The organism is Thermococcus waiotapuensis (assembly GCF_055384795.1).
On sequence record NZ_AP042429.1, the window covers coordinates 164,464 to 186,259 of the forward strand.

A 21,796-nucleotide genomic window follows, 5' to 3' on the forward strand; every position below is an offset into this window, starting at 1 on the left:
ACTTTACACCTCAGCGTGATCCGTGTCCCTGATCATTCCTGCTGCAACCGCCGCAAGTCCCAAGGCGCTTATCACGAAGGCCTCAGCAGCGGTCCCCGGGAGCTTTCCCCTCAGGATGAGCAGGGTCACCCCCGTAACGGCCAGCCAGGAGAGGAAGTAAAGGGCGGCTTTTCCAAAGCTTTCGCGGAGCTCGTATGCAGTTACAACTATTAGTGCCGCGAAAAGGGTGTAGTCGTTTATTGCAGAGACTGCCAGAACGCCCAGAAGGGCGAGCTCTCTTTTATCCTTCACCTTTATCTTCCCCTGGAGGACGTCGTTGAGGATTAAAACCGTCGTCATTCCCAGGACTACGAGCTCCCTCAGACCCCTCGCTGTGTAAACCGAATCGAAGCCGGGGCTGTATATGAGGGCCAGAAAGTATAGGGAAACTCCGAAGAGGGCGGCTTTTCTCCCCCTTGGGGTGAGGGCGTAAGCTATGACCGCCACCAGTGGAATCCAGGATTTCAGCACCGCTGAACTCACAATTGAAGCAACGAGGCCTATCATAGGGCATTCACCACCCTTGGTAGGAGATCCTTCGGCGACACCTCCACAACTGTTATTCTGCCCCTGATCTTCCTCAGCAGCTCTTTCCTCTCCTTATAAGCCAGATAAAGGGATTCGAGGTTTTCTGGTCTGACGCTCTCCCGCGGGATAAATCTCACCGGATTGGGATACAGGATGGCTATCTTAGAGCCTTTCTCCTCGAGCATGCTGGCAGCGCTGAGTATGGCCCAGGGATGGAGGCCGATGTCATCGAGTATAACCACGTACGAGCTTTCAGGAACGGTATTTACAGCCTTTTCGATGCCCGAAAGCGGAGTTCTCGCCTTTATCCGCAGGATCCTCCTGATGAGAATGTCCTCCCTCAGAGGGGAGGGTCTTAGCTGGGGTCTTCCAGGTTTGGGCTCAAGCTTAAGCTCCGAGAGGGCCATCTTCGGCTCATGGACGCTCCTTATGACTCTGTAAACTTCGCCATCGTTGTAGGCAACTATTCCAACCCTGTGGCCGTGGCGGGCGAAGTAAGCTATTAGCTGGGCCAGAATGAGGGCTAAGTAGTCTGTCTTCACGTTCCTTATCTCCCTTCTGAAGGATTCATCCACGTTAACGAGGACGTAAACATCCGCCAGCGTTTCCCTTTTAAAAACCTTCACTACCGGCTTCAGGATCCTTGAAGTCGCCTTCCAGTCTATCTTTTTGATGTCATCCCCTGGCATGAACTCCCTCAGCTCCTCAAAGTCTATGCTTTCACTGCCTATTCCGAGGGCATGGAGGAGCTCTGCGAAGGCGTTTGGTTCTTTTCTGAGCCTCCTCGCTTCGGCAACCTTTTTCGGCGAGGGGAGAACGGTCAGCGGCTTAACCCCCTCGATCATGAGTTCTCTCATAAAAAGGCCGGATTTATCTGTGAGGAACGCCTCCACGCTTGGATCAAGTGTTCCCTTCTTCAAGGGCTTTATCCTGAGATGGGTTTTTGCCCTTTCCTCTGGCTCCAGGTCTATCGAGGCATCTTCAGCTTCCAGATCGGGATTTCTAATCCTGACGATGGCCTTTCCCGGAACGCCAAATTTCGACTCAACCTCCACCGGGATCTCCGCCCATTCCAGTTCGGTGGCTCTCTCGGGAAGCTTAAGCACTACCTTTCCCTCTCCCCTAAAGGCCAGTCTGACCGCCGAGTAGTAGGCCATCACCATTGAGGAGATCCCGGCCAGTGCGGGGCTCTGGAGGAATATCGCCCCGGCAAGGAGCACCCCTGAGAGACCGAGCAGGAAGTCGGCGGTTTTCATCCAGTCGGCACCTCTATCCTGTTGAGGGCTTCTCTAACAATCTCCTCCCCCGTTAGACCTTCCATCTCGTATTCAGGCTTTATCAGGATTCTGTAGGACAAAACTGGAACAGCTAAACTTTTAACGTCGTCCGGAATGACGTAGTCCCTGTTTTCCAGGTAAGCCTTTGCCTTGGCAGTAAGGAGAAGGTGTTCCCCGGCCCTCGGTGAGGCTCCGAGAAGGACCCTCTCGTCTTCTCTGGTTTCCTTGAGGATTGAGTAGATGTAATCTATTACCGGCTCGCTGACCTTTACCCCCCTGACTTCCTTTGCCGCTTTTTCGAGCTCTTCCTTGGCGATGAGAGGTTTTGCCTCGTCGAAGAGGCCGAGGGTTTTCCTCCTCAGCATTTCCTTTTCGTGATCCTCGCTGAGGTACGAGACCTTTATCTCCATCATAAACCTGTCCGCCTGGGCCGCTGGTATCTCGTAGACGCCCTCAACCTCAACCGGGTTTCTCGTGGCTATTACCAGGAAGGGATCGGGAAGCTTGAAGGTCTGGCCCTCTATGGTGACCTGTTTCTCCTCCATGGCCTCGAGCAGGGCACTCTGTGTCTTCGGCGATGCCCTGTTTATCTCGTCCACGAGGAGGATGTTCGTGAATATTGGCCCCTTCCTTATCCTGAACTCCCCTGTTCTCATGTCGTAAAAGCTGTGCCCTATTATGTCAGCCGGAAGGAGGTCTGGCGTCATCTGTATTCTGGTAAAGCTCAGGTTTAAACTCCTCGCGAAGTTTTTGCTCAGCGTTGTCTTTGCCAGTCCCGGGACGCCTTCGAGGAGAACGTGTCCCTTTGAGAGCAGTGCTATGGTCATGAGCTCGACAACGTCGTCCATTCCAACTACGGCCTTTTTTACTTCCGCCTTTATCTTTTCGATTATCATTTTCAATCACCCAAGCTCTTCAGCATTTCGAGCACTTCTTCTTTATCCCATCCCTTTTCCTCCGCAAGTTTGAGCGCGATTTCCTCCAGGGAGTTTTCTCCCCTGATTATTTTTTTAACTATGACTCCGAATGGCTTCCTTAGATACCTAAGCACGCCGAATTCATAAATTATAACCAGCGACCCCAGCAGGAAGAGGATTTTCTGGGCGCCCTCCTTTGGCAGAACCCTCTGTATCGTTATCGTCCCCTGGGTGTAGAGGTTGAAGTCGCTGTGGTGCCCTTCGTCTATGTAAACCGGGCCAGGGATGTAGTCTACCAGGTTTCTCAGGAAGGGGTAGTTCTGGTCGAAGAGGTTGTTGCTCAGTATATCCGGGTCCGCTAAGACTATTATCCTGCCCTTTCCGTAACGCATCATGGCCAGAATCGGATAAGCCCTCTTATGGAAGTTTATCATCGCCGTTCCGCTCGTGTAGACTTCGCCCTCTCTGGTTACTATTATCGCGGAGGGGTCGTTGGTTATAACTTTATCAACGCCCAGACCGAGCACCGGATCGGTTATCCTTACCGTTATCAGAAAGCGGTCGTCTATCTCGTAGAAAAAGTCCCTCAAGGGGTACTCGGAAATGCCCATTGGCACGTTGAGGCCCCTGAGTACTTCATTGGCCGTCCCAAAGTCGTCCGCGATGAAGAGCGTGTTTCCATCCCCTACAAACCTCTTTATTGCCTCTATCTCCCCGGCGGTGTAGTCTAAGTCGGGCCCGACTATCATGAGTGTTCCTCCGGAGAGATCGTAGGAGTCCAGGGGGCCCAGCAGGGGCACTGGCTCCTTTCCTTCCCCGTAAAGGAGTCCCGCAAACTTTGATATCCCGTTCCAGTTCGGGTTGAACATGCTGTACTGGGCGGAGCTCTTGAAGTAGGGAACCGTCAGCGGCATGGTGAAGAGTATGAAAACTCCCGTCACAAGCAGGGCGTACTTTACTGTCTTCCTCATCCCGCCTCACCTAGGGCAGTTATCACTGCCTCGGCAGCCTTCTTAAAGGCCTGAAGCTCGGCTTCGGTGAGGTTTTCTTTTTTGTAGACGGCTTTTTCGTGTATGGAAGTCAGGGTTTTCAGGCTTTCGTACCCTTCCCATCCCCTCAGCTTTTCCAGGACTTCCCTGGGTGTCAGGTTCTTTGGTATTCCCCTTCTTCTGAGCAGGAGCTCCCTTACGAGGGAATATGCCTTGCCGACGTCTTCGGGGATTTCCGGCTTGGCGGGAGTTTCAAGGGATATCCCGGGAAGGGCTTCGGTTCCTTCGGGTTCTCCCTGGCGAGTCCTTCCCCTGAGGAGCCTGTCCCTTTGGGAGTAGGTAACGATGCCAGCGACTATTAGGATGACTGCTAAGTATCTTAGAAGGTTGTCCTCCGGAGGTACCACAGACACTAGGAGGACGTTCGATTTGGATGGAAGATAGAGCTCGGTGCCGTTGAAGACTGCGTATATCTTCAGGGTTTCAGCGGTTTCGTGTGCCATGCTTAGGGAAAAGAGGCCGTTGGTGGAGTTAACTATCGCGTAGGGCTGATCATTAACGTAGATTTCAACGGTCGAGTTTATCGCTGGACTAATCGAACCCCTGATTTCAAAGGTTTTGCCGGCTTCGACGGTGCCAGGACCGGTTATCGTTATGGTCGTTGGTATTCTCGTGAACTCCACTGTCACCACCTTGCTCGTGCCCTCGTGGAACTCGTCTCCCCGAAACTCCAGAGTGATACGAAAGCTGGCCTCTCTTGAACTTTTCAGGTCAAGGGCTATAGTCCCGTTTGAATCAGTTATGAAAGGAGTTCCATTCACAGTTATTTCTCTTTCAGGGAGGGGATTTGAGTAGTAATCCACGAGGACGGCTTTGAGGGTAAGGGCCGTGTTAATTATTGCTGAGGTCGGGGAGGTGATCAGGAAGTACGTTGGTATTTTTCTTACATCGATTTCCAGCCACTCCGTGCTCAGGTTCCCCTGGACGGCCTTCACGAAGTATTTGCCGGGGTTCGTGAAGCGATAGGAAAGGGCGAAGAAGTACCGCGACACTGGGACTACAATTCCCCTTTCGAGACCGTTCTTGTCCCCTATTATTATCTCAACGCTCTCGTTTAATGGCGCCGTACCGAAGAAGGTCACACTCTGGTTTACTATCGGGTTCTTATTGGTGACGTAGAGTGTCAGATTGAGGATTTCGCTCAGGTTTTGGGTCTGGTTTAAGGCTTTTTCGGCGGCAGTTCTGATCTCGTTCAGGTATTTCTCGATTTCTCTTGTGTCAAACCTCAGTATCTCTGTCTCATTGTAGAGCTCTATCGACTTTATCTCCCCGAGGTACACTTCCATCCTCGTGATTGTGTCTATAACACCCATTGCAAGGGCAGGACTTTGATTGTTCTCCTGGAAGCTGAGCAAAAGCTTATCCAGGCTCACGAGCTCAACGGAGAAGTTGTAAAACGGGGGCAGAACCTCGAAGACTTTCGCCTTTACCCCCTTCTCCTGATAAATCCTACCTTCCATCATTATCTGGAGGAGTTCGCTACTTGTGTTCTCTGCCAGAGTCAGGCCATAGTCGTTTCCCTCGTAGTAGGCGTATCTCAGGGAGTACGCGAACTTCTTGAGGGTTTGGGAGAAATACTGATAGAAAAACTCATCATGGGGAACCGGCTTCTCAACTCCCCTGGCTCCCGCGGGAGGGAGGATTAGCAGAACGATAATGGCAACCGTCAGAAATTTTGTAATGTTCCATGGTCTCATTTCACTCCCGCCCACTTGAGCACGAAAATCTTTTTAAGCTTTCCCCCAAATCGAGGTTCGGTTAAAATGGGGCGCTTATCGGGTGGAATCCTGACGGCACTGGGGACAGTCCTCTGGTACCTGGGGGGCTCTTTGAGCAATCAGGCCATGGTGAACCTCGGGATAGGTTCTATAATCATCGGCATAGTTGCCTTTTCCCTCCCCGGATGGAAGTGTCTCCCCCTTGAGACCGGGGACGTTTTGAGCTCTTCTTCCTGTGCTTTCTTTTCAAACCTTGCCTCCGACGTTGGACTCAAGGGAAAGGTTTTCGTGATCCCTCCCTATGAGAACCTCCCCCACGGTGGGATTTTCATCCCCGTTTCCCCCAAAGGGAAGCCCAACCTCGGCAGGCTCTTTGAGGGAAGGGTTCTTTATTCCGAACCTGAACCGGGCCTGCTCCTGTCACCCGTTCCAGGGTGGAGGCTTATTGAGGATCTGGAGATCATTGGCTCAGGTGTGGGCTATGCTTCCTCAGCCGTTTCGGGCGTCCTGGACAGATTCGGCCTTTCAGCTCCCAAGGTCTTTGAAGAAGGCGAGAATGTAGAGATTTACGTTAAAAGCCCCTGCAGGGAGTTCCCCTATGCTGATGCGGTGCTCTCAGCCGTTTTAGTTGCCCTGGCGGCCGGTGCCGGCGAGGTTCTCACCGTTGAGGAGATTGGTGAAGTTAAAGGGTATCTCAGGCTCCTCCTGAAAAGGGCCGGCGGTGTTGAGAAATGGCTGTGAGGGAGTATCTTATGATTTTTCTCAGCGTCTGGATCGTTATTTCGGCTGTTCTCTCCCCTTCCACGGAAGTTTTCCTCACGGTGACCCTCATAGGCATCCTGATAACCCTGGACGTTGGTGAGTTCTATCTCCCGGAGGAGACGAAAGAGGGCCTCAAGTACTCCGCTTATTTCCTTCTGCTCGTTTTTCTAGTGGTTGTTGCCATGAAAGTTTACGAGATCCTCAGCGGTTAGATGCTGGCTAGGGAATCTGACGAAAATGGAATATCCTCTAAGATACACAACTTTTTGTAGTGCTCGGAAGAACTGCGCCTTTAACTGATAATCTTTAGGGCTTGGCAGGAGTGACTTGCTCCAGCTTTAATGTACTTGAGGTCGAGGGGGTCATCTTTTGGGTTCTGGAAGTTATGAAGGTAACGTCCGAGTTCAGGATTGCCTTGGGATGGTCTCTGGTTCGCGTAATACTTGCTTCTGTGGACAGTGGAGAAATTTAGAAATTCTGAGACAGCGCTTACGGCCTTTAGCACTCCAAAGAAAACCGAGATTCAGAGTCTTCCAAGGAACTTGAGGATGTATATTCTCGTTCTCACGTCAAAGAGAGAGCCGAGGATATCCAAAAAGTTGTCTCCCATTACCGGGTTGAGCCTGAAGGCTGCAAGTATCTCTTTCGCTCCAGTTTTGTCCCCACCCAAAACCTTCAGAAGACCTATCTGGAGCAGGTGATAACTGAGAACCCTGGGATTATGCCTTATGTCTTCATGCTCCTCTATCATCCTATATCTGCCCTCTAAATATTTTGCAAACGAAAACTGGCCCGAATGAATTGAGTAATCAACAAGTGGCTCATCTATGGCCCCGAAAAGGCAAATTTTCGATATTCTGAGCCACATATCCCAGTCCTCACAGGTGACAAAACTCTCTCTGAAAAGACCGGCCTTTTTGAAGCAGTCACGCTTGACCATTATTGTGGATGTGCCCGTTATGTTGTCTTTGAGCAGGTATTTGTACACGTTCCCACTCGCCTTTGGATGTTTTATCCCGAGAACTCGATTCTTCTCCAGATAGTAGTATGTAAAGGCAGTGTATATAAGACCATAACTTTCAGGTAACTCCCGGAAGAGTTCCAACTGACGCTTCAGTTTGTCCTCTCTCCAGCGGTCATCATCGTCGAGAAACGCTATGAACTCCCCCCTTGATTTTAAGACGCCGAGGTTGCGGGCGTTGGCTATCCCCTTTCCCCTCTGTGGGATGTATCTAATCCTTCCATCACCGAGGGAACGGACGAGCTCCCGTGTTGATCCGCTCCGGGCACCGTCGATGACTAGAACCTCAAAATCATCGAAACTCTGTTTTAACACGCTCTCTATCGCCCGTCTTAGAAGGGTATCTCTGTTGTAAGTAGGGATCACAACGGATACCCTCGGCCTCACCGGCCCTCCCTCATGACCCTTATCAGGGCTTTGGCTATCTCCATGTCCTCTTTGAACGTTATCTTGAGGTTGAAGCAGTTGCAGTTGAGGGTGTGGACTTCAAAACCTGCCATCATCGCCAGGAGGATGTCGTGGGGTATGGTGTTGAGGTAGCCCCCATTCACTGCGAGTTCGAGCGTTTTTTTGAGAGCATTATACCTGTAACCAGTTGGTGCTTCTCCCATCACGTATTTTGAGCGGTCATAAATCCTCTTTACCTTCTCACCATCCAATTCTATGAGGTTCCCTGTTATGGGATTCACGGTTGTAACGACGTCTTTTTCATCGAGTTCTGAAATGATCCTCTCAAAAATCCACCTGGGAGTAAACGGCCTAACAGCGTCGTGTACGATGACCTTTTTCTCGGTCTCTTTGACTTCTATAAATCCGTTCAGCAGGGACTCGTTTCTGGTTGCTCCCCCTAGGGCTATTCTGGAGATTTTGGGATACGTCTGCCTCAGTTCTTCTGCGATTTCAATAAAATCCGGATTGGAGACGAGTACAATCGAATCTATCTCCCGAACACCAGAGATGTTTTCCAGCGTGTGCTCTATTATCATCTTGCCTTCCAGTGTGTAGTATTGTTTTGGAATTCCGAGATTTGCACGCTTTCCGATTCCTCCAGCGAGCAAAATAAGCGTTGTCATCGTCATTCCTCCCGGATCAGTCTCTTGTAAACCCTCTCAGATGATTTGTCATCACTTCCTACCTCGTAGAGGAGATTTTTAACAGTTTTTCTCCACTCCGAGTCAAGAGAAGGGTCATCAATATACCCCGCCAGCGCGTTGATCAGCCCTTCAACGTCCTCCGGTTTGGCCCCCGGCGCAAAAAACTCGTAGGGTAACAAAAATCCGCTCTTCCTCTCCAGTTCTACCCTGTCGGGCAGGTAAAAAACAACGGGCCTCTCCAGGAGGAGGTAGTCTTCATAAATGCTCGAATAGTCTGTGATGAGTACATCAAACGCTCCCATAACGTCGTTTATAGTGAGGAAACGCTCCACCAGAGGTTCGTCTGTGAGTAATCTAATGTTCCCGCTGTTTTCAATTTCCGGGGCGACCGCGTCCGCCACAAGTTTGTGCGGTTTGATAACCAGCAGTGCGTTAATCCTTTGCAAAAATTCGGTGAACCTCTTGTTAAGGAGACTTTTGACCACCCCCACACTCGCCTCGAAGTCCTTGAGGTAACTCGTGTACCTGTAAGTGGGGGCATAAAAGAGCACGTGGTCGTACCCTTCAACGTCGATGTTTAGTATCCCCGAAAGGAGTTCCCTGGAGAGTCTCAGGTTGGTGAAAATACCGTCGTTCCTCGGCTGGCCGAGGATCCTGAACTTTCTTGGGTTTATCATGAACTGCCTCACAAAGGCCCCAACGACCAGTTCAGAAGTTGTCACAAAATCGGTCGTCCAGCGGTCCATGTAGAGGTAGAGGTCTTTTATTCCGAGGGGGTGTTCGTGGCCCGTCTTTTTACCAGGCAGGCCGTGCCAGAGTTGAATTACCCTCTGGCCGAAATGTGGGGTCACGGGTAGGACATCCGTTGTCACAACGAACTTTGCCCTGACTAGTTCCTTGAGGCCTCGGGCCGAGTAAAGGGGCACGGTTCTAACTTCCGGATACTTCTCCCGTAGGGCGGGGACAACGCGGGAGTCGGGGCTGTTGAGGAGCCACACTAAGGTGTACCCATCGTTGATGTTGTAAACATACTTGAAGAGTGCGAGGGCGTTGTCAGAAACGTCTGGTGTTGAATAGAAGACTATCCTGTTTTCGTCTTTAGGGATGGTGTTCGCGAGTGAGAGTACTCTAGATGCCAGAAGTTGGAGTTTGACGTGGTTCATTTTTATCGAATGAGTTATCACTGTAAAGTTTTAAAATCTTCTCGGGTAGTTATAGTGGGGGAGTCATGGTTAAGGTCAGCGTCATAATGCCCAACAAAAACAAGGGGAAATGGTTGGAAAAATCCATTACCAGTGTTCTGAACCAAACGTATGATGACTGGGAGTTAATAATCATTGACGATTACTCTACCGACAACAGTAAGGAGATAATTCAACGGTTCATGGAACAGGACGATAGAATAATTGGCATTTTCGAACCAGACAGGCCATTCCCATTAACCCGTAACATCGGCCTCGAACGCGCGTCTGGCGATTACATACTGTTCCTCGATAGTGATGACTGGATTAATGAGAAGATGCTGGAGAACGCCGTTAACCACCTTGAGAATGATGGCGTGGATGCATACGTTTCAAGTTACAGGGTGATCAGGAGTAATGGCTCTACGAGAGACTTTATTTACACCCGCGGCGTTTATTCACGTTTTGACGGGCTAAAAGGTAAGTTCAGGTTTGGTATGGGCAACGCCGTCCTGAAAAGGAAGATACTTGACGAGTACAATATCAGATATACACCGTACGTGTACTCTGAGGACAGTTACTTCTACCTCTTTTATCTGTCCGTTATTGATAAGGTCTTCGTCGACGATTACATCGGGTTCATCAACAACAGAATGGGTAGCAGTGTGGTTGCGAATAAAAACATATTGTCGAAAGAGAGGTTTAGTCAGATTGAAAACAATTACAGGTTGTTGTTCTTGCAACTGGAGAAACTTGGCAAAACGAAAGAGATTTCGTTAATTAAAAAACACCAGTACCCTGGCAGTATATTGAGCCATTTAGATTTTGTTGACAGGAAACACAAGTTCCTATACATGTTAAAGTATTCCAGAGTGATTTTCCCCTACCTGATATTAGGGAGGGCGAGCGGTGACGTCCTCTGGTTATGGAGCATAGCCGTTGATAGTGTTATTCCCGTGAAATGGTTCATACGGAGGGTTACGAAGTGAATATCCTTAGTTCATAGAGGTGATATGAAGATGGTTCGACACTCTTATATGAAAATCATTCGCAGGGGTTAAAGATTTGTCAAAAATTCCGTCTTTTAGGAACACTAATGTTGCTACAATCAGCTCAGGAAGCACAATACGTTTAAAATAGAGAATGATAGCTTAAACATTTTAGTGGGCTTTCTCTTAGGTCGTTGGTATTATCACCGACGATAGTTGTTATATTAAGGCTCCCTAAAATCTTATTCTATCTGCTCTCGCTGGTGATATAAACATAGCTCCCAAGGGTAACGAACAACTGACTCACCACAGTCGCCGCTGCCGCCCCGCTGGCCCCGTGGTGAAGTATTAGGATGTAGTTTAGTACCACATTGAGCAAGGCAGTAAACCCCGTTATCTTCGTGAAGGTGAGCTCCCTCCCGGTCGCGTTCATGAAGCTACCGAAGAGGGAGTTCAGGAACATAAAGGGCATGGCAAAGGCGAGAACCCTTAGAACAGGAACACTCGGGAGAAAATCTTCCCCGAAAGCAATGATTATCCCAAGGCGAGCGAAGATGTAATAGCCAACGGCTCCGAAGATGCCAATTACTAAGAGCAGTTGAAAACTCTTTCTGAAGAGAACGCTGAGAGTCTTTCTGTCTTCCACCCACAGCCTCGCCATGGACGGCATCGTCGTTGAGATGACTATGCCCGGAACTAGGAGTGAGACATCCACCAGAGTATGCGCCGCCCTGTAAATCCCCGTCTCGTAGTCCCCCTTCATTAGGCTCAACATCACCATGTCCGTGCTGTAGTAGATGAGGGTGAACAACCCAATCAGCCAGAAGGGGTATGATTTCTTAAGGAGGGACGCCCAGACTTCGGGCTTAAAACGGATTTTGATGGCCTTAACAAACCTGGAACCCCAGTGTACCCTCAGGGCTTCCCTTATGACGTATCCAGTAAGAATGGCTACGATGAAGGGCGGGAGGGAGCGAGAGGTGTAAAGAACTGCACCACCAACGAAGAATGCCCAGATTCTCTCAATTGTCCTGGCCAGTGCCTCGTATTTGGTGACCTCGTGGGCGTACATGGTATTCACGAACACGTAGGAGATCCAATTAAACATAGCTTCTGTCCCGGTCAAAATGATGAGGATCTTCATCCAACCTGGCCTTGGGAGGGGCATCGTCAGTGCAACGATTATAAGGAAATTTAACAGGGCTAGAGCTATCTTAAACCCCAAAACGTCAGGCAAAAGTTCTTCCGCCTTATTCCTGTCCCTTGCGACTTCGCGCATAAAGTAGTAACCGACACCAAGGTCGGAGAACACTCCAAGAAGACCCACGTAGTAGAAGATGAAAGAATACTGCCCAACCCCCTCCGGCCCGAGGCTTCTGCTGAGAATGAAAATTACTCCATAAGAGAGAAGTTTTGAAATCATCTCAGCACCGAAAAGCCAGCCTGCGTTTTTTATCAGCTTCAACTTTAAACTCTCGGTCATCAGCTTCTTGGTAAAACGGGGGAATTAAAAACTTAATCCTCCGTATCTTGGCATGCCCACCGACGGGGCTTTTCCTAAGTTCGGGGTTCTTTGTCCCACACCTCTAGTCCATGATAAAGCTCCATATCCTCGATTCCAGTGTTAGAGGGCCACTCTGTGCTCCCTGTGATGGTTTAGTCCTCTTTTCAGGTTGTTTTATCTGATTTTGTAACTCTTCTTGGGTTTGCTGATAACCATTTTTGATAGAAAACTTTATAAGCTTCCCTCTTAAATTTCAGTCGATAACTATCGGAGGTGATTAAAATGAAACGGGCTATAGTTGTTGGGATGCTCGGTCTCTTAATGTTCCTGGCCGGCGTCAAGTTCGGGGTTTCGTACTTCAGCGACGTGGCCAGGTCCGAGGGAAACCAGCTCTCCACCGGAGACTTCGACATCGGCATAAGCAAGGACGGGGAAAGGTTCTACGATGACTACAAGCTCTTCTCCTTTGACAACCTTAAGCCAGGGGAAGAGAGGACTGCCGAATTCTACATCAAAAACCGCGGGGACTACCCGGTCTCCTCCGTGGTCATGGTCTTCAACATCACCGACACCGAGAACGGTGCCCTCAGCAAGGCTGAGGCCCTGGTCGATAAAACCCCTGATACCGGCGAGCTCAGCAGATATTTGATTATCACGGACTTCCGCGTCTCACAGGGTGACGATGAGAAAGTCCTCAGCGACTACATCGGAAAGAGCCTGGGAGAGCTCAATATGAGCGAACTTCAGATCTTCTCGGGCTCACTTCCGAAAAATGGTGTCCTGAAGGTAACCTTAACTGTTCAACTTTCTCCCTCGGCTGGCAATGACTGCCTCACCGACACATCAAAGATTAACATTATGATCATCGCGAGCCAGTGAGGAGAAGCCTATTAAACCCCTAAGGGAAGCGGTTAACGCGATGATGAGTGATGGGCGAACCGACCGGTGAGGATGGAAAGGTGATCGCTGAGCATACCTTTTTAACCTCTTTTTTGAGTTCCTCTGGGATGATGAGTTCAGCCTTGCCTGAGGCGTGATGAGGGAGTGACGGACTGACCGCGCCCTTATTTTTATCTCGTTGGGGTACTCTAATAAAATTGGAAAACCTAATAAGGTTGGGCGTCATCATGACGCCGAGGCGTGGAGGTGGTAATTTGGAAGAGGTTTACAAACCCATCTGGCTTTCTATAGTGGGAAACGTCCTCCTCTCCCTTCTCAAACTGGCCATCGGGTTCATCTATTCCAGCATTGCCATCATTTCCGACGGCATCCATTCCCTGAGCGATGTGATAACGAGCGTCATCGGCTACGCGGGAATAAGGATATCTTCCAAACCCCCTGACCGGAGCCATCCCTTCGGTCACTCCCGCTTCGAGCCGCTGGTTGCTTTCCTTATAGGGGAGGCGCTCCTCATTGTTGCCTACGAGATAGGGCGCGACTCCGTCTATAGGCTCCTGAGGGGAGAGGTGGTAGAGGTTAACTCCCTCATGCTCGGAGTTACCCTCCTCTCTATCCTCACCAAGGAGGTCATGTTCCGCTACTCCGTTTACGTCGGCAGAAAACTTAACAGCCAGATTCTAATAGCGGACGCCTACCACCACAGGAGCGACTCCCTGAGCAGCCTGGCGGTTCTGGTTGGGTTGACTGCACAGAAGCTCGGATTCAGATACGGCGACGCGCTGGCAGGGCTCGTGGTGGCGGTCTTCCTCCTGAAGGTTTCATTGGATATACTCCTCCAGAACATCGGTTACTTAACCGGCCAAGCTCCCTCCTTTGAGGTCTGCGAGGAGATAAAGAAGCGCGCCCTCAGCGTCCCAAACGTCCTCGGCGTTCACGATTTACGGGCCCACTACGTCGGGAACAGGCTCCACGTGGAGCTCCACATCGAGGTGCCGCCGGAGCTGACGCTGAAGGAGGCCCACGATGTCAGCCACAAGGTTAAGAAGCTGGTAGAGGAGCTCCCCGAGGTTGACAGGGTCTTCGTCCACGTGGACATATATGGGTGTCACTGAATGACATTTGTGCACGCAAGGGGAAAGGCCAGAACTGGCAAAGATAATGATGGGGGAACGAAATTTTCAGAGCATACGGGAGACGATCTCCCTCAGATCCCTCAAAAACTCCTCCAGGTGCTCCCTCCTCACGTGGGGCATCATAACGACCCTGATGTAGCCCCTGTGGGCGCTTATGCCCCACTTCCGCTTCTTCAGCTCCTCCTCGACTTTTTCCAGTTTATCGGCTCCAAAGGAGACTATGTTGAGCACCGGCTCACGGATGAGGTAAACTCCCGGGATTTTCTTCAGCTCGGCCGCGAACCACCTGCTCAGCTCCATTGCTTGCTTAACAACTTCCCTGTACCCCTCAAAGCCGAGGTGCTTTATCATTGCCCAGACTGCCAAAGCGCTGGCTCCGGGCCTTGTTCCTGTTATGGTCGCCTGCCATATCCTCCCGCCTGCTAAGTAAGGGGCCAGGACACTTATGGCGTCAATGTACTTCTTTTCGCGGAAGATTATCCCCCCGGCCGGGATTGGAACCATCCCCATCTTGTGGGGGTCTATCGTTATGCTCTTTACCCCCTTGAGCCTGAAGTCGAAGTCGGGGATATCGTAGCCAAGGGCTTTGGCGAAAGGTATCACGAAGCCCCCAAAAGCTGCATCCACGTGCAAGGGAATGCCGTAGTCCAAAGCGAGGTCGCTTAAGGCAGGGATATCATCCACAACGCCCAAGCCTGTGGTTCCAGCTATTCCAACGATTCCTACCGTGTTGTCCGTGATTTTGCTCTCAACATCCTTAACATCGACGGAGTAGTCCTCCCTCAGCTTCGCCCAGACGAGCTTTACCCCGAGCATCTCTCCTGCCTTGATAAAGGAGAAGTGCGCGCTCTCCGGGAGAATGAGCTCCGGTTTCTCAACGCTGGCCAGATTCCTGAAGGCCCTTACGGCTAAAATGTTCGCCTCAGTTCCGCCGGAAACTATATTCCCATAACCCCCTTCAAGCCCGAGGAGGCTTGCCAGCATGTCAACCGCTTCCTTTTCTATTTTCTGGCTCCCCACATGAAGCCCCGGGTCGCCCAAGTTTCTGTCTATGTAGCGCTGAACAACTTTAACGGCCAACGGGTGAGGATAGGTGCACATGGAACCTAAAATCCTGCCGGAATCAAAAGTCAGGTCTTCCGATGTTTTCCTCTCCAGTTCCCGGAGGACTTCTTCCTCGCTCGCCCCTTCCTTCGGAAACCTCATTCTCCCACCGGCGTCTAATTTTGGTCTGGGGATTTAAGCTTTTGCTCGGATTTCAGCGTAAGTTTTGAAGAACGCTGGCGTTGTGAGGGCCGTCAGCATTGAGACGATTATGACGCTGGCGAAGAGCCCCTGGTCGATTATGCCCGTGCGGAGGCCGAAGGTTAGTATTGCAAGCTCGAGGCTCCCCCTGCCGCCCATCCCTATGCCTATCAGGGCTGAGTCTTCCCAGCTGAGGCCGGAGACCCTCGCCCCGAGACCGCAACCAAGGAACTTTCCGAGGACTGCGGCAAGGTAGAGGGCCACTATCAGGGCCAGGCTGACCTCCTTGAGCGGGGGGTTGAACATGAGCCCTACGTAGATGAAGAACAGGGGCATGAAGAACTCCGTGAGGACGACTTCCAGGTCTTCTATGAGTTCGTTGAGCTTTATCCTGGTCACTACCGTTGGATCCTTCCTTTCGCGGAGCCTGCTTATCGTCAGGCCCGCAAGGTAGGCCCCTATTATCTGGTTTAGGCCAGCCTTCTCCGCTATTATCGCCAGGAGGAAGGTGAGTATGAGGGCAAAGGTGAAGAAGACGTCCAAATTCCTGACCACGACCCCAAACCATTCGGCCTTTTTGAAGACGCGTTCCGATATCAGGAGGGTCAAACCTATGAAGACGAAGATTTTAACAGTTAGTATCCCGAAGAAAGCGGCGTCAAGGCTTCCTCTGGCTATCGCGGTGATTATTCCTATTAGGTAGACGGCAATTATGTCGTCGGCGAAGGCGGCCCCCATGAGTATTGAAGAGACCTCACGTTTGACCCTTTCCCTGACGATTACTCCGCTCGTGATCTCTATGGCGGTGTTCCCGAGGGTCACCCCGACGAATATGGCCGCTGAGAGCGGCTTTCCGAACATTTTGACGGTCAGAAAGCCCAGGAGGAACGATGCCAGGACTCCAAGCGCGGCAACTGCCGTGGCCTTTTTCGTGTTCTGGGCTATGGCCGAGAAGTTGCTGGTCAGCCCCGTGTAGAGCATCATCATTATCAGCCCGAACTCGGCGAGAACATTGAGTTCCTCACTCGGCCCTATGATGCCCAAAAGGAAAGGACCGAGGATTATTCCAGTGAGGACGTGGGGTATTATGGGGTGAACGTCGAATTTCTCGAAGCTCCATTCTAAGCTTTTTGCAACGACGAGAAGAATGGCCAGCGCCATCAGGAAGTCCACGTCATCCCCTCCTGGCTATGAGGCTCCAACGATCCACAGAACCATGAGAACGACCGCCAGGATCGTGGCTATTGTTGCTCCCCTTCCAGTACCGAAGACTATCGGCACGGGGCCTATCATTATGACTCCCCCGCCCTCGACTTCCGTTTCTCCGCCTAAGGACGATACAAGCGTTCCTATGAACACCAGGAGAAAGCCCATGAAGATGAGTGCTATCCCGGCCAGTATGATTATTTCCCCCTTCATCGTCCCCCCATTTGGGGAACTCTTTTTAAACTTTTTTAAGAGTCCTGCCCAACACTCAGCGGTGATAGCTTGCTTGTGATAGTTGACCTCGACGATACACTCTGCAACACCTGGGGGGCTGGCAGGAAAACTCTTCTCAAGGTTATTATGTATGCTCTAAGGCGACGGAGGTTCAGGCTTATCAGGTACTTTCTTTTCAGGGAGTACAGAAAGCTGGAGAGCTTCGATCGCTACCATAAAATGGACATGAGCGATGTCATCCGAGAGGTCCTTATGAAGATTTATCCCGATATCCAGAGCAAAGAGGTTGAGGAAATAACGTCCCTGGTCGAGAAAGAGTTCTTCTCCCGGCTGAGGCTCTATCCAGACGCCCTCCCCTTCCTGGAGGGTCTTCGAAAGATGGGCGCCAGAGTGGTTCTGATAACAGACTCCTCCTCGGAGTGGCAGAGGAAGAAGCTCAAGATGCTGGGCATTGAAGGCTTCTTTGACGACGTTATAATCAGCGAGGAGACGGGCTACTCAAAGCTAACCCCCCACAACTTTAAGCTGGCTGTCTCTAAGTTCGGGGACGATGAGGTGTACGTCGTAGGTGACAGAGACGAAACGGACATGGCGGGCGCAAAGGCCATAGGCGCCGTTGGCATACTTGTTAGGAGGGGCTACTTCAAAGGCAGGCCATCCAAAAACGCCGACTACGTTGTTCATGACCTTTTCGAGGCCCTTGAGGTGATAAGGAATGCCGGATGGAATAAAAACTGAGGTCAAGAGAAAGGCCCTTCATCTGACGGGACTCACCGTTCCCGCTTTTTACGTGCTCTTCGGTAGGGAGTTAACCCTCACTTTTGTGGCCCTTGCTTTTGTCCTGTTTGTGGTTCTTGAACCCTTCAGAATCATTGAGGGGCTGAGTGACAGGATAAAGGTTAGGCTCAAGATAATAAGGCCGGAAATGGTCAGCGGCGTGGAGGTTATTGAGAAACACATTAAGGAGATCGAGCGGTCTCACGAGAGGAACGGCATAGGGGCTCATATATACTTTTCAGTGGCTTCCCTCGTTATAGTGTACTTCTTTTCCGAGGAGATAGCCATAGCCTCAATAACCGTTGCAACGATAGGTGATGCCCTGGCGGCTATAGTAGGGAAAAGCTTTGGAAAACACCGCTTCTCCAACGGAAAGAGCCTTGAGGGGAGTCTGGCTTATTTTCTCTCCGGAGTAATTGTAATAGCTCCCCTAATGGGGCTAACCGCGGCGTTAATAGGCTCTTTGGCAGGTACAATAGCCGAGTTCTATGAGCTTCCCCCCGACGACAACTTCTCAAACCAGCTGGCGATTGCGGTGGTTCTCTACCTTCTCACCCTCCTCTGATACGTGCTCTGGTGGGCAAAAGGTATTTATACCAGAGACTTCAGTATCACCTTCAGTGATAACATTCGACGGGTGGTCGTGATGGTGAACTTCATATTCGGGATACACAACCACCAGCCGCTGGGGAACTTCGGGTGGGTGATGGAGAGCGCTTACGAAAGGTCATACAGGCCCTTCATGGAGACGCTGGAGAACTACCCCAACATGAAGGTTGCCGTTCACTACTCGGGCCCGCTGCTGGAGTGGATATCGGAGAACAGGCCAGAGCACCTCGACCTTCTCCGCTCGCTTGTGAAGAAGGACCAGCTGGAAATAGTCGTGGCAGGTTTCTACGAGCCGGTCTTAGCTTCAATTCCCAAAGAGGACAGGATAGAGCAGATAAACCTGCTGAAAGATTTCGCGAAGAAGCTCGGCTACGAGGCTAAGGGTGTCTGGCTGACGGAGAGGGTATGGCAGCCAGAGCTGGTAAAGAGCCTCCGCGCGGCTGGCATAGAGTACGTCATAGTTGACGACTATCACTTCATGAGCGCTGGTTTAGCTAAGGAAGAACTCTTCTGGCCCTACTACACCGAGGACGGCGGAGAGGTTATAACGGTCTTCCCGATAGACGAGAAGCTCCGATATCTCATCCCCTTCCGCCCGGTCGATAAGACGCTGGAGTACCTCCACGGCCTTGACGACGGGGACGAGAGCAAAGTAGCTGTATTCCACGACGACGGCGAGAAGTTCGGCGTCTGGCCGGGAACCTACGACTGGGTTTACGGGAAGGGCTGGCTCAGGGAGTTCTTTGAGAAGGTTTCAAGCGACGAGAGGATAAACCTAATGCTTTACTCCGAGTACCTTTCAAAGTTCAAGCCGAGGGGCCTCGTCTACCTGCCAATCGCATCCTACTTCGAGATGAGCGAGTGGTCTCTGCCAGCAAAGCAGGCGAAGCTCTTCGTCGAGTTCGTTGAGGAGCTCAAGAAGGAGAACAGGTTCGAGAAGTACCGCGTTTTCGTGAGGGGGGGAATCTGGAAGAACTTCTTCTTCAAGTACCCGGAGAGCAACTACATGCACAAGAGAATGCTTATGGTGAGCAAAGCCGTTGGGGACAACCCGGAGGCAAGGAAGTTCCTCCTCAAGGCCCAGTGCAACGACGCCTACTGGCACGGCGTCTTCGGCGGCGTTTACCTCCCGCACTTGAGGAGGGCGGTGTGGGAGAACATCATAAAGGCCAATAGCTTCGTTTCCACCGGGAACTTCGTCAGGGACATAGACTTCGACGGCAGGGACGAGGTCTTCCTGGAGAACAGAAACTTCTACGCCGTCTTCAAGCCTGCCTACGGTGGAGCGCTCTTCGAGTTCAGCTCAAAGAGAAAGGCCGTCAACTACAACGACGTTATAGCCAGAAGGTGGGAGCACTACCATGAGGCTCCCGAGTCGGCTACTCCGGAAGAGGGAAGCGGCGATGGCGTTGCCAGCATACACGAGCTTGGAAAGCAGATTCCCGACAGGATAAGGCGCGAACTGGCCTATGATAGCCACCTCAGGGCCATCCTCCAGGACCACTTCATTGAACCAGAGACGACCCTCGATGGGTACAGGCTGAACCGCTACGTGGAGCTTGGCGACTTCATTAGTGGAGCCTACGACTTCAGCCTCTTCGAGGACGGGATAACCCTCGAAAGGGACGGAACAGTCTCAGGAAAGCCTGCTAAAGTTGAGAAGACCTTCCACGTTATGGAAGATGGCTTCGTAGTTGATTATACAGTGAGAAGCGATGCGAGGACCCTCTTCGGCGTCGAGCTAAACCTGGCAGTTCACAGCGTCATGGAAGAGCCGGCTGAATTCGAGGCGGAGAGCTTTGAGGTCAACGACCCCTACGGTATCGGGAGGGTTAGAATAGAGCTCGACAAGAAGGCGAGGGTCTGGAAGTATCCGATAAAGACCCTCAGCCAGAGCGAGAGCGGCTGGGACTTCATCCAGCAGGGCGTCAGCTACACGCTTCTCTTCCCGGTGGAAGGGGAGCTCCGCTTCAGGCTGAGGTTCAGGGAGCTTTGATCGTTTTATATTTACTCCCTCGCTTTCATAATTTCGTGCCTTCCGCTATTTCTTAACCCTGAAATCGACCGGCTTCTCCAGCCCCCAGAACCCGCAGAAGGAGCAGACCTCTCCGCTCGACGGCATTCTGCAGACTTTGCACTCCTTAAACTCTTCCTCCAGCTCGGCCTCGAAGAGGCCCTTCTTCCTCAGATAGCCCTTGACGAAGTTTATCTTCGTTCCCGGCCTCTTCTCCTCCATCTCGTTTAGAATAGCCTTCCATTCGAGCGTTGTTGCTCCCCCCGCGTGCGGGCACTCCTCCATCTTGTACTCTATGCCGTTAGCTAAAGCGTAGGCAACAACCTCCCTCTCGGTGACCTCGTAGAGGGGTTTGACCTTCTTCACCAGCTTGCCGTTGAACTCCGAAGGCGTCACGGGCCCCTGCTTCGCCAAATACTGCGTGTTCCAGTTCATGATGTTGTTGAAGATGAAGCTCGCCTCGTCGTCGAGGTTATGACCTGTGGCAACGACGTCAAAGCCGTTGTCGTAGGCGAACTTGTTGAAGATGTAGCGCTTGGTTAGTCCGCAGTAGGAGCAGGTCGGCCTCCTAGTCCTTACCTCGCCGATTCCATGGCCCAAAAGCTCCCTCACGCGGACGATGTGGAGGGGAGCACCTATAATCTCGCACTGCTTTTTGGCGTAGATTTCGCTCGTTTCGCTGTACTCGCCTATTCCAAGGTTTATGTGGAGGCATTCGATGTTGTAACCGAACTTCTTGAGGACGTGAGCTGTGACTGCCGAGTCCTTTCCACCGGAGACGACGACCAAAACCTTGTCGTCCGGCTTGAGCATCCCATAGCGCTCTATCGTCCTTTTCACCTTTCTCTCGAAATATTCCTTGAAATGCTCCTCGCAAAGGTACATTTTTGGGTAGTGAAGCTTTATGAAGGCTGGTCTATCGCAGAACTTGCACCTCATCGGCATTTCGCCCACCGCGTTGAAGTCCTCAGCCAGGTTTAAAAGACTTCTACCAGAAGCCTTTTTAAAGCCCTCTCCAACCTTCCCCGGTGGAATCAATGGGCTGGCTTTCATCTCTCCTCTGGGCGTTCTGGTACATACTCCCGGCTTACTTTGCCAATGCCTCTCCCGTGGTGCTCGGCGGGGGAAGGCCGATGGACGGGGGAAGGACCTGGCGGGATGGGAGGAGGATATTCGGGGATGGGAAGACCTGGAGGGGCTTTTTTGGCGGCCTTGCAACTGGAACGCTCGTCGGTGCAATCCAGTACTTCATAACTCCCGGCTTTTACGGCCCCTTTAAAACCGCCCTCCTGCTGGCATTTCTTCTCTCCTTTGGTGCCCTCATCGGCGACCTCGTGGGGAGCTTCATAAAGCGACGCTTGGACCTCCCGAGGGGTTATCCCGCCATTGGCCTCGACCAGCTGGGGTTCCTGATAAGTGCCCTGGCCTTTGCTTATCCGGTTAAGACAATCTCTTCCGGCCAGATGCTTGCCCTCCTGATCCTCACGCCCTTCATCCACTGGTCCGCCAACTATTTCGCCTACAGGATGGGCTGGAAGAGCGTCCCCTGGTAACACTTTCGCCCACTCAACTTTTTAAAACCCCCTTCCCAAGTCCGTC

22 protein-coding genes are annotated in these 21,796 nt (G+C 51.5%); 9 read left to right on the top strand and 13 right to left on the bottom strand.

What is annotated here, in order from left to right; genetic code table 11:
- Positions 1-3: 3 nt before the first annotated feature.
- The 5 genes from ACZ47M_RS00875 to ACZ47M_RS00895 are packed head-to-tail and all read right to left on the bottom strand — an operon-like array spanning position 4 to position 5,522.
- Positions 4-546 (bottom strand): hypothetical protein, encoded by a 543-nt coding sequence (locus ACZ47M_RS00875; protein WP_315343278.1) that lies wholly within the window; start codon positions 544-546, stop codon positions 4-6.
- Complete coding sequence (locus tag ACZ47M_RS00880) at positions 543-1,823, bottom strand: DUF58 domain-containing protein (RefSeq protein WP_315343279.1); 1,281 nt, start codon at positions 1,821-1,823, stop codon at positions 543-545. Before ACZ47M_RS00880 ends, ACZ47M_RS00875 begins: the two co-directional genes overlap by 4 nt.
- On the bottom strand, positions 1,820-2,740 hold the full coding sequence (locus ACZ47M_RS00885) for an AAA family ATPase (protein ID WP_315343282.1): 921 nt from the start codon (positions 2,738-2,740) through the stop codon (positions 1,820-1,822). Before ACZ47M_RS00885 ends, ACZ47M_RS00880 begins: the two co-directional genes overlap by 4 nt.
- Positions 2,741-2,742: 2 nt before the next feature.
- Positions 2,743-3,732 carry a DUF4350 domain-containing protein gene (locus tag ACZ47M_RS00890; protein WP_315343284.1) on the bottom strand — a complete coding sequence of 330 codons (990 nt, stop codon included), beginning with the start codon at positions 3,730-3,732 and terminating at the stop codon, positions 2,743-2,745.
- Complete coding sequence (locus tag ACZ47M_RS00895; RefSeq protein WP_315343285.1) at positions 3,729-5,522, bottom strand: Ig-like domain-containing protein; 1,794 nt, start codon at positions 5,520-5,522, stop codon at positions 3,729-3,731. The genes ACZ47M_RS00890 and ACZ47M_RS00895 overlap by 4 nt, the downstream gene beginning before the upstream one ends.
- Before the next feature lie 51 nt (positions 5,523-5,573).
- Between ACZ47M_RS00895 and ACZ47M_RS00900 the strand changes: the two genes are divergently transcribed.
- The gene (locus ACZ47M_RS00900; RefSeq protein ID WP_315343287.1) at positions 5,574-6,269 is read left to right on the top strand and encodes a hypothetical protein; all 696 of its coding nucleotides are present in this window, start codon (positions 5,574-5,576) and stop codon (positions 6,267-6,269) included.
- Positions 6,260-6,502: a hypothetical protein gene (locus ACZ47M_RS00905; RefSeq protein WP_315343290.1), complete on the top strand. Its 243-nt coding sequence runs from the start codon at positions 6,260-6,262 to the stop codon at positions 6,500-6,502. Before ACZ47M_RS00900 ends, ACZ47M_RS00905 begins: the two co-directional genes overlap by 10 nt.
- A 311-nt stretch (positions 6,503-6,813) precedes the next feature.
- On the opposite strand, the gene ACZ47M_RS00910 is transcribed toward ACZ47M_RS00905, so the two are convergent.
- The 3 genes from ACZ47M_RS00910 to ACZ47M_RS00920 are packed head-to-tail and all read right to left on the bottom strand — an operon-like array spanning position 6,814 to position 9,568.
- Positions 6,814-7,698: a glycosyltransferase family 2 protein gene (locus tag ACZ47M_RS00910; RefSeq protein ID WP_315343293.1), complete on the bottom strand. Its 885-nt coding sequence runs from the start codon at positions 7,696-7,698 to the stop codon at positions 6,814-6,816.
- Positions 7,695-8,384 (bottom strand): IspD/TarI family cytidylyltransferase, encoded by a 690-nt coding sequence (locus ACZ47M_RS00915; RefSeq protein ID WP_315343296.1) that lies wholly within the window; start codon positions 8,382-8,384, stop codon positions 7,695-7,697. The genes ACZ47M_RS00910 and ACZ47M_RS00915 overlap by 4 nt, the downstream gene beginning before the upstream one ends.
- 2 nt (positions 8,385-8,386) lie before the next feature.
- Positions 8,387-9,568 carry a CDP-glycerol glycerophosphotransferase family protein gene (locus ACZ47M_RS00920; RefSeq protein WP_315343299.1) on the bottom strand — a complete coding sequence of 394 codons (1,182 nt, stop codon included), beginning with the start codon at positions 9,566-9,568 and terminating at the stop codon, positions 8,387-8,389.
- Positions 9,569-9,633: 65 nt separating this feature from the next.
- Here ACZ47M_RS00920 and ACZ47M_RS00925 point away from each other — a divergent pair, with 65 nt between their 5' ends.
- The gene (locus ACZ47M_RS00925; RefSeq protein WP_315343302.1) at positions 9,634-10,575 is read left to right on the top strand and encodes a glycosyltransferase family 2 protein; all 942 of its coding nucleotides are present in this window, start codon (positions 9,634-9,636) and stop codon (positions 10,573-10,575) included.
- A gap of 247 nt (positions 10,576-10,822) precedes the next feature.
- Here the strand turns inward: ACZ47M_RS00925 and ACZ47M_RS00930 are convergent, their stop codons facing one another.
- Positions 10,823-12,058 (bottom strand): flippase, encoded by a 1,236-nt coding sequence (locus ACZ47M_RS00930; protein ID WP_315343305.1) that lies wholly within the window; start codon positions 12,056-12,058, stop codon positions 10,823-10,825.
- Positions 12,059-12,361: 303 nt separating this feature from the next.
- Here ACZ47M_RS00930 and ACZ47M_RS00935 point away from each other — a divergent pair, with 303 nt between their 5' ends.
- Together ACZ47M_RS00935 and ACZ47M_RS00940 are read left to right on the top strand one after the other, a co-directional pair.
- Complete coding sequence (locus ACZ47M_RS00935; protein WP_464883403.1) at positions 12,362-12,958, top strand: TasA family protein; 597 nt, start codon at positions 12,362-12,364, stop codon at positions 12,956-12,958.
- 275 nt (positions 12,959-13,233) lie between these two features.
- Positions 13,234-14,091 (top strand): cation diffusion facilitator family transporter, encoded by an 858-nt coding sequence (locus ACZ47M_RS00940; protein ID WP_315343624.1) that lies wholly within the window; start codon positions 13,234-13,236, stop codon positions 14,089-14,091.
- Between the two features lie 66 nt (positions 14,092-14,157).
- On the opposite strand, the gene mfnA is transcribed toward ACZ47M_RS00940, so the two are convergent.
- Genes mfnA through ACZ47M_RS00955 form a run of 3 tightly spaced genes read right to left on the bottom strand, consistent with a single transcriptional unit; the run spans position 14,158 to position 16,776 of the window.
- Positions 14,158-15,318, bottom strand: a complete 1,161-nt coding sequence (mfnA, locus tag ACZ47M_RS00945; RefSeq protein WP_315343621.1) for a tyrosine decarboxylase MfnA — start codon at positions 15,316-15,318, stop codon at positions 14,158-14,160.
- Between the two features lie 33 nt (positions 15,319-15,351).
- On the bottom strand, positions 15,352-16,530 hold the full coding sequence (locus ACZ47M_RS00950; protein WP_315343618.1) for a cation:proton antiporter: 1,179 nt from the start codon (positions 16,528-16,530) through the stop codon (positions 15,352-15,354).
- Between the two features lie 15 nt (positions 16,531-16,545).
- The gene (locus ACZ47M_RS00955) at positions 16,546-16,776 is read right to left on the bottom strand and encodes a TIGR00304 family membrane protein (protein WP_315343616.1); all 231 of its coding nucleotides are present in this window, start codon (positions 16,774-16,776) and stop codon (positions 16,546-16,548) included.
- Positions 16,777-16,845: 69 nt separating this feature from the next.
- On the opposite strand from ACZ47M_RS00955, the gene ACZ47M_RS00960 reads away from it, so the two are divergent.
- From ACZ47M_RS00960 to ACZ47M_RS00970, 3 genes are all read left to right on the top strand, one after another.
- The gene (locus ACZ47M_RS00960) at positions 16,846-17,535 is read left to right on the top strand and encodes an HAD family hydrolase (RefSeq protein WP_315343613.1); all 690 of its coding nucleotides are present in this window, start codon (positions 16,846-16,848) and stop codon (positions 17,533-17,535) included.
- The gene (locus ACZ47M_RS00965) at positions 17,513-18,139 is read left to right on the top strand and encodes a diacylglycerol/polyprenol kinase family protein (RefSeq protein WP_315343610.1); all 627 of its coding nucleotides are present in this window, start codon (positions 17,513-17,515) and stop codon (positions 18,137-18,139) included. The genes ACZ47M_RS00960 and ACZ47M_RS00965 overlap by 23 nt, the downstream gene beginning before the upstream one ends.
- An 81-nt stretch (positions 18,140-18,220) precedes the next feature.
- Entirely contained in the window at positions 18,221-20,179 is a 1,959-nt protein-coding gene (locus ACZ47M_RS00970) for an alpha-amylase/4-alpha-glucanotransferase domain-containing protein (RefSeq protein WP_315343607.1), read from the top strand.
- Between the two features lie 45 nt (positions 20,180-20,224).
- Here ACZ47M_RS00970 and ttuA read toward each other — a convergent pair whose 3' ends face one another.
- Complete coding sequence (gene ttuA, locus ACZ47M_RS00975) at positions 20,225-21,136, bottom strand: tRNA-5-methyluridine(54) 2-sulfurtransferase (RefSeq protein ID WP_464883414.1); 912 nt, start codon at positions 21,134-21,136, stop codon at positions 20,225-20,227.
- Between the two features lie 98 nt (positions 21,137-21,234).
- Between ttuA and ACZ47M_RS00980 the strand changes: the two genes are divergently transcribed.
- Positions 21,235-21,750, top strand: coding sequence for a CDP-2,3-bis-(O-geranylgeranyl)-sn-glycerol synthase (locus ACZ47M_RS00980; protein WP_315340797.1), 516 nt, complete (start codon positions 21,235-21,237; stop codon positions 21,748-21,750).
- Positions 21,751-21,796: the final 46 nt, after the last annotated feature.

What these genes read in the sequence shown, in the direction of transcription:
- ttuA (WP_464883414.1), bottom strand. Translation starts at nt 21,136, where the DNA reads ATGAGGTGCAAGTTCTGCGATAGACCAGCCTTCATAAAGCTTCACTAC.
- ACZ47M_RS00880 (WP_315343279.1), bottom strand. Translation starts at nt 1,823, where the DNA reads ATGAAAACCGCCGACTTCCTGCTCGGTCTCTCAGGGGTGCTCCTTGCC.
- ACZ47M_RS00925 (WP_315343302.1), top strand. Translation starts at nt 9,634, where the DNA reads ATGGTTAAGGTCAGCGTCATAATGCCCAACAAAAACAAGGGGAAATGG.
- ACZ47M_RS00920 (WP_315343299.1), bottom strand. Translation starts at nt 9,568, where the DNA reads ATGAACCACGTCAAACTCCAACTTCTGGCATCTAGAGTACTCTCACTC.
- ACZ47M_RS00885 (WP_315343282.1), bottom strand. Translation starts at nt 2,740, where the DNA reads ATGATAATCGAAAAGATAAAGGCGGAAGTAAAAAAGGCCGTAGTTGGA.
- ACZ47M_RS00970 (WP_315343607.1), top strand. Translation starts at nt 18,221, where the DNA reads ATGGTGAACTTCATATTCGGGATACACAACCACCAGCCGCTGGGGAAC.
- ACZ47M_RS00955 (WP_315343616.1), bottom strand. Translation starts at nt 16,776, where the DNA reads ATGAAGGGGGAAATAATCATACTGGCCGGGATAGCACTCATCTTCATG.
- mfnA (WP_315343621.1), bottom strand. Translation starts at nt 15,318, where the DNA reads ATGAGGTTTCCGAAGGAAGGGGCGAGCGAGGAAGAAGTCCTCCGGGAA.
- ACZ47M_RS00935 (WP_464883403.1), top strand. Translation starts at nt 12,362, where the DNA reads ATGAAACGGGCTATAGTTGTTGGGATGCTCGGTCTCTTAATGTTCCTG.
- ACZ47M_RS00980 (WP_315340797.1), top strand. Translation starts at nt 21,235, where the DNA reads ATGGGCTGGCTTTCATCTCTCCTCTGGGCGTTCTGGTACATACTCCCG.
- ACZ47M_RS00900 (WP_315343287.1), top strand. Translation starts at nt 5,574, where the DNA reads ATGGGGCGCTTATCGGGTGGAATCCTGACGGCACTGGGGACAGTCCTC.
- ACZ47M_RS00905 (WP_315343290.1), top strand. Translation starts at nt 6,260, where the DNA reads ATGGCTGTGAGGGAGTATCTTATGATTTTTCTCAGCGTCTGGATCGTT.
- ACZ47M_RS00930 (WP_315343305.1), bottom strand. Translation starts at nt 12,058, where the DNA reads ATGACCGAGAGTTTAAAGTTGAAGCTGATAAAAAACGCAGGCTGGCTT.
- ACZ47M_RS00890 (WP_315343284.1), bottom strand. Translation starts at nt 3,732, where the DNA reads ATGAGGAAGACAGTAAAGTACGCCCTGCTTGTGACGGGAGTTTTCATA.
- ACZ47M_RS00875 (WP_315343278.1), bottom strand. Translation starts at nt 546, where the DNA reads ATGATAGGCCTCGTTGCTTCAATTGTGAGTTCAGCGGTGCTGAAATCC.
- ACZ47M_RS00915 (WP_315343296.1), bottom strand. Translation starts at nt 8,384, where the DNA reads ATGACAACGCTTATTTTGCTCGCTGGAGGAATCGGAAAGCGTGCAAAT.
- ACZ47M_RS00965 (WP_315343610.1), top strand. Translation starts at nt 17,513, where the DNA reads ATGCCGGATGGAATAAAAACTGAGGTCAAGAGAAAGGCCCTTCATCTG.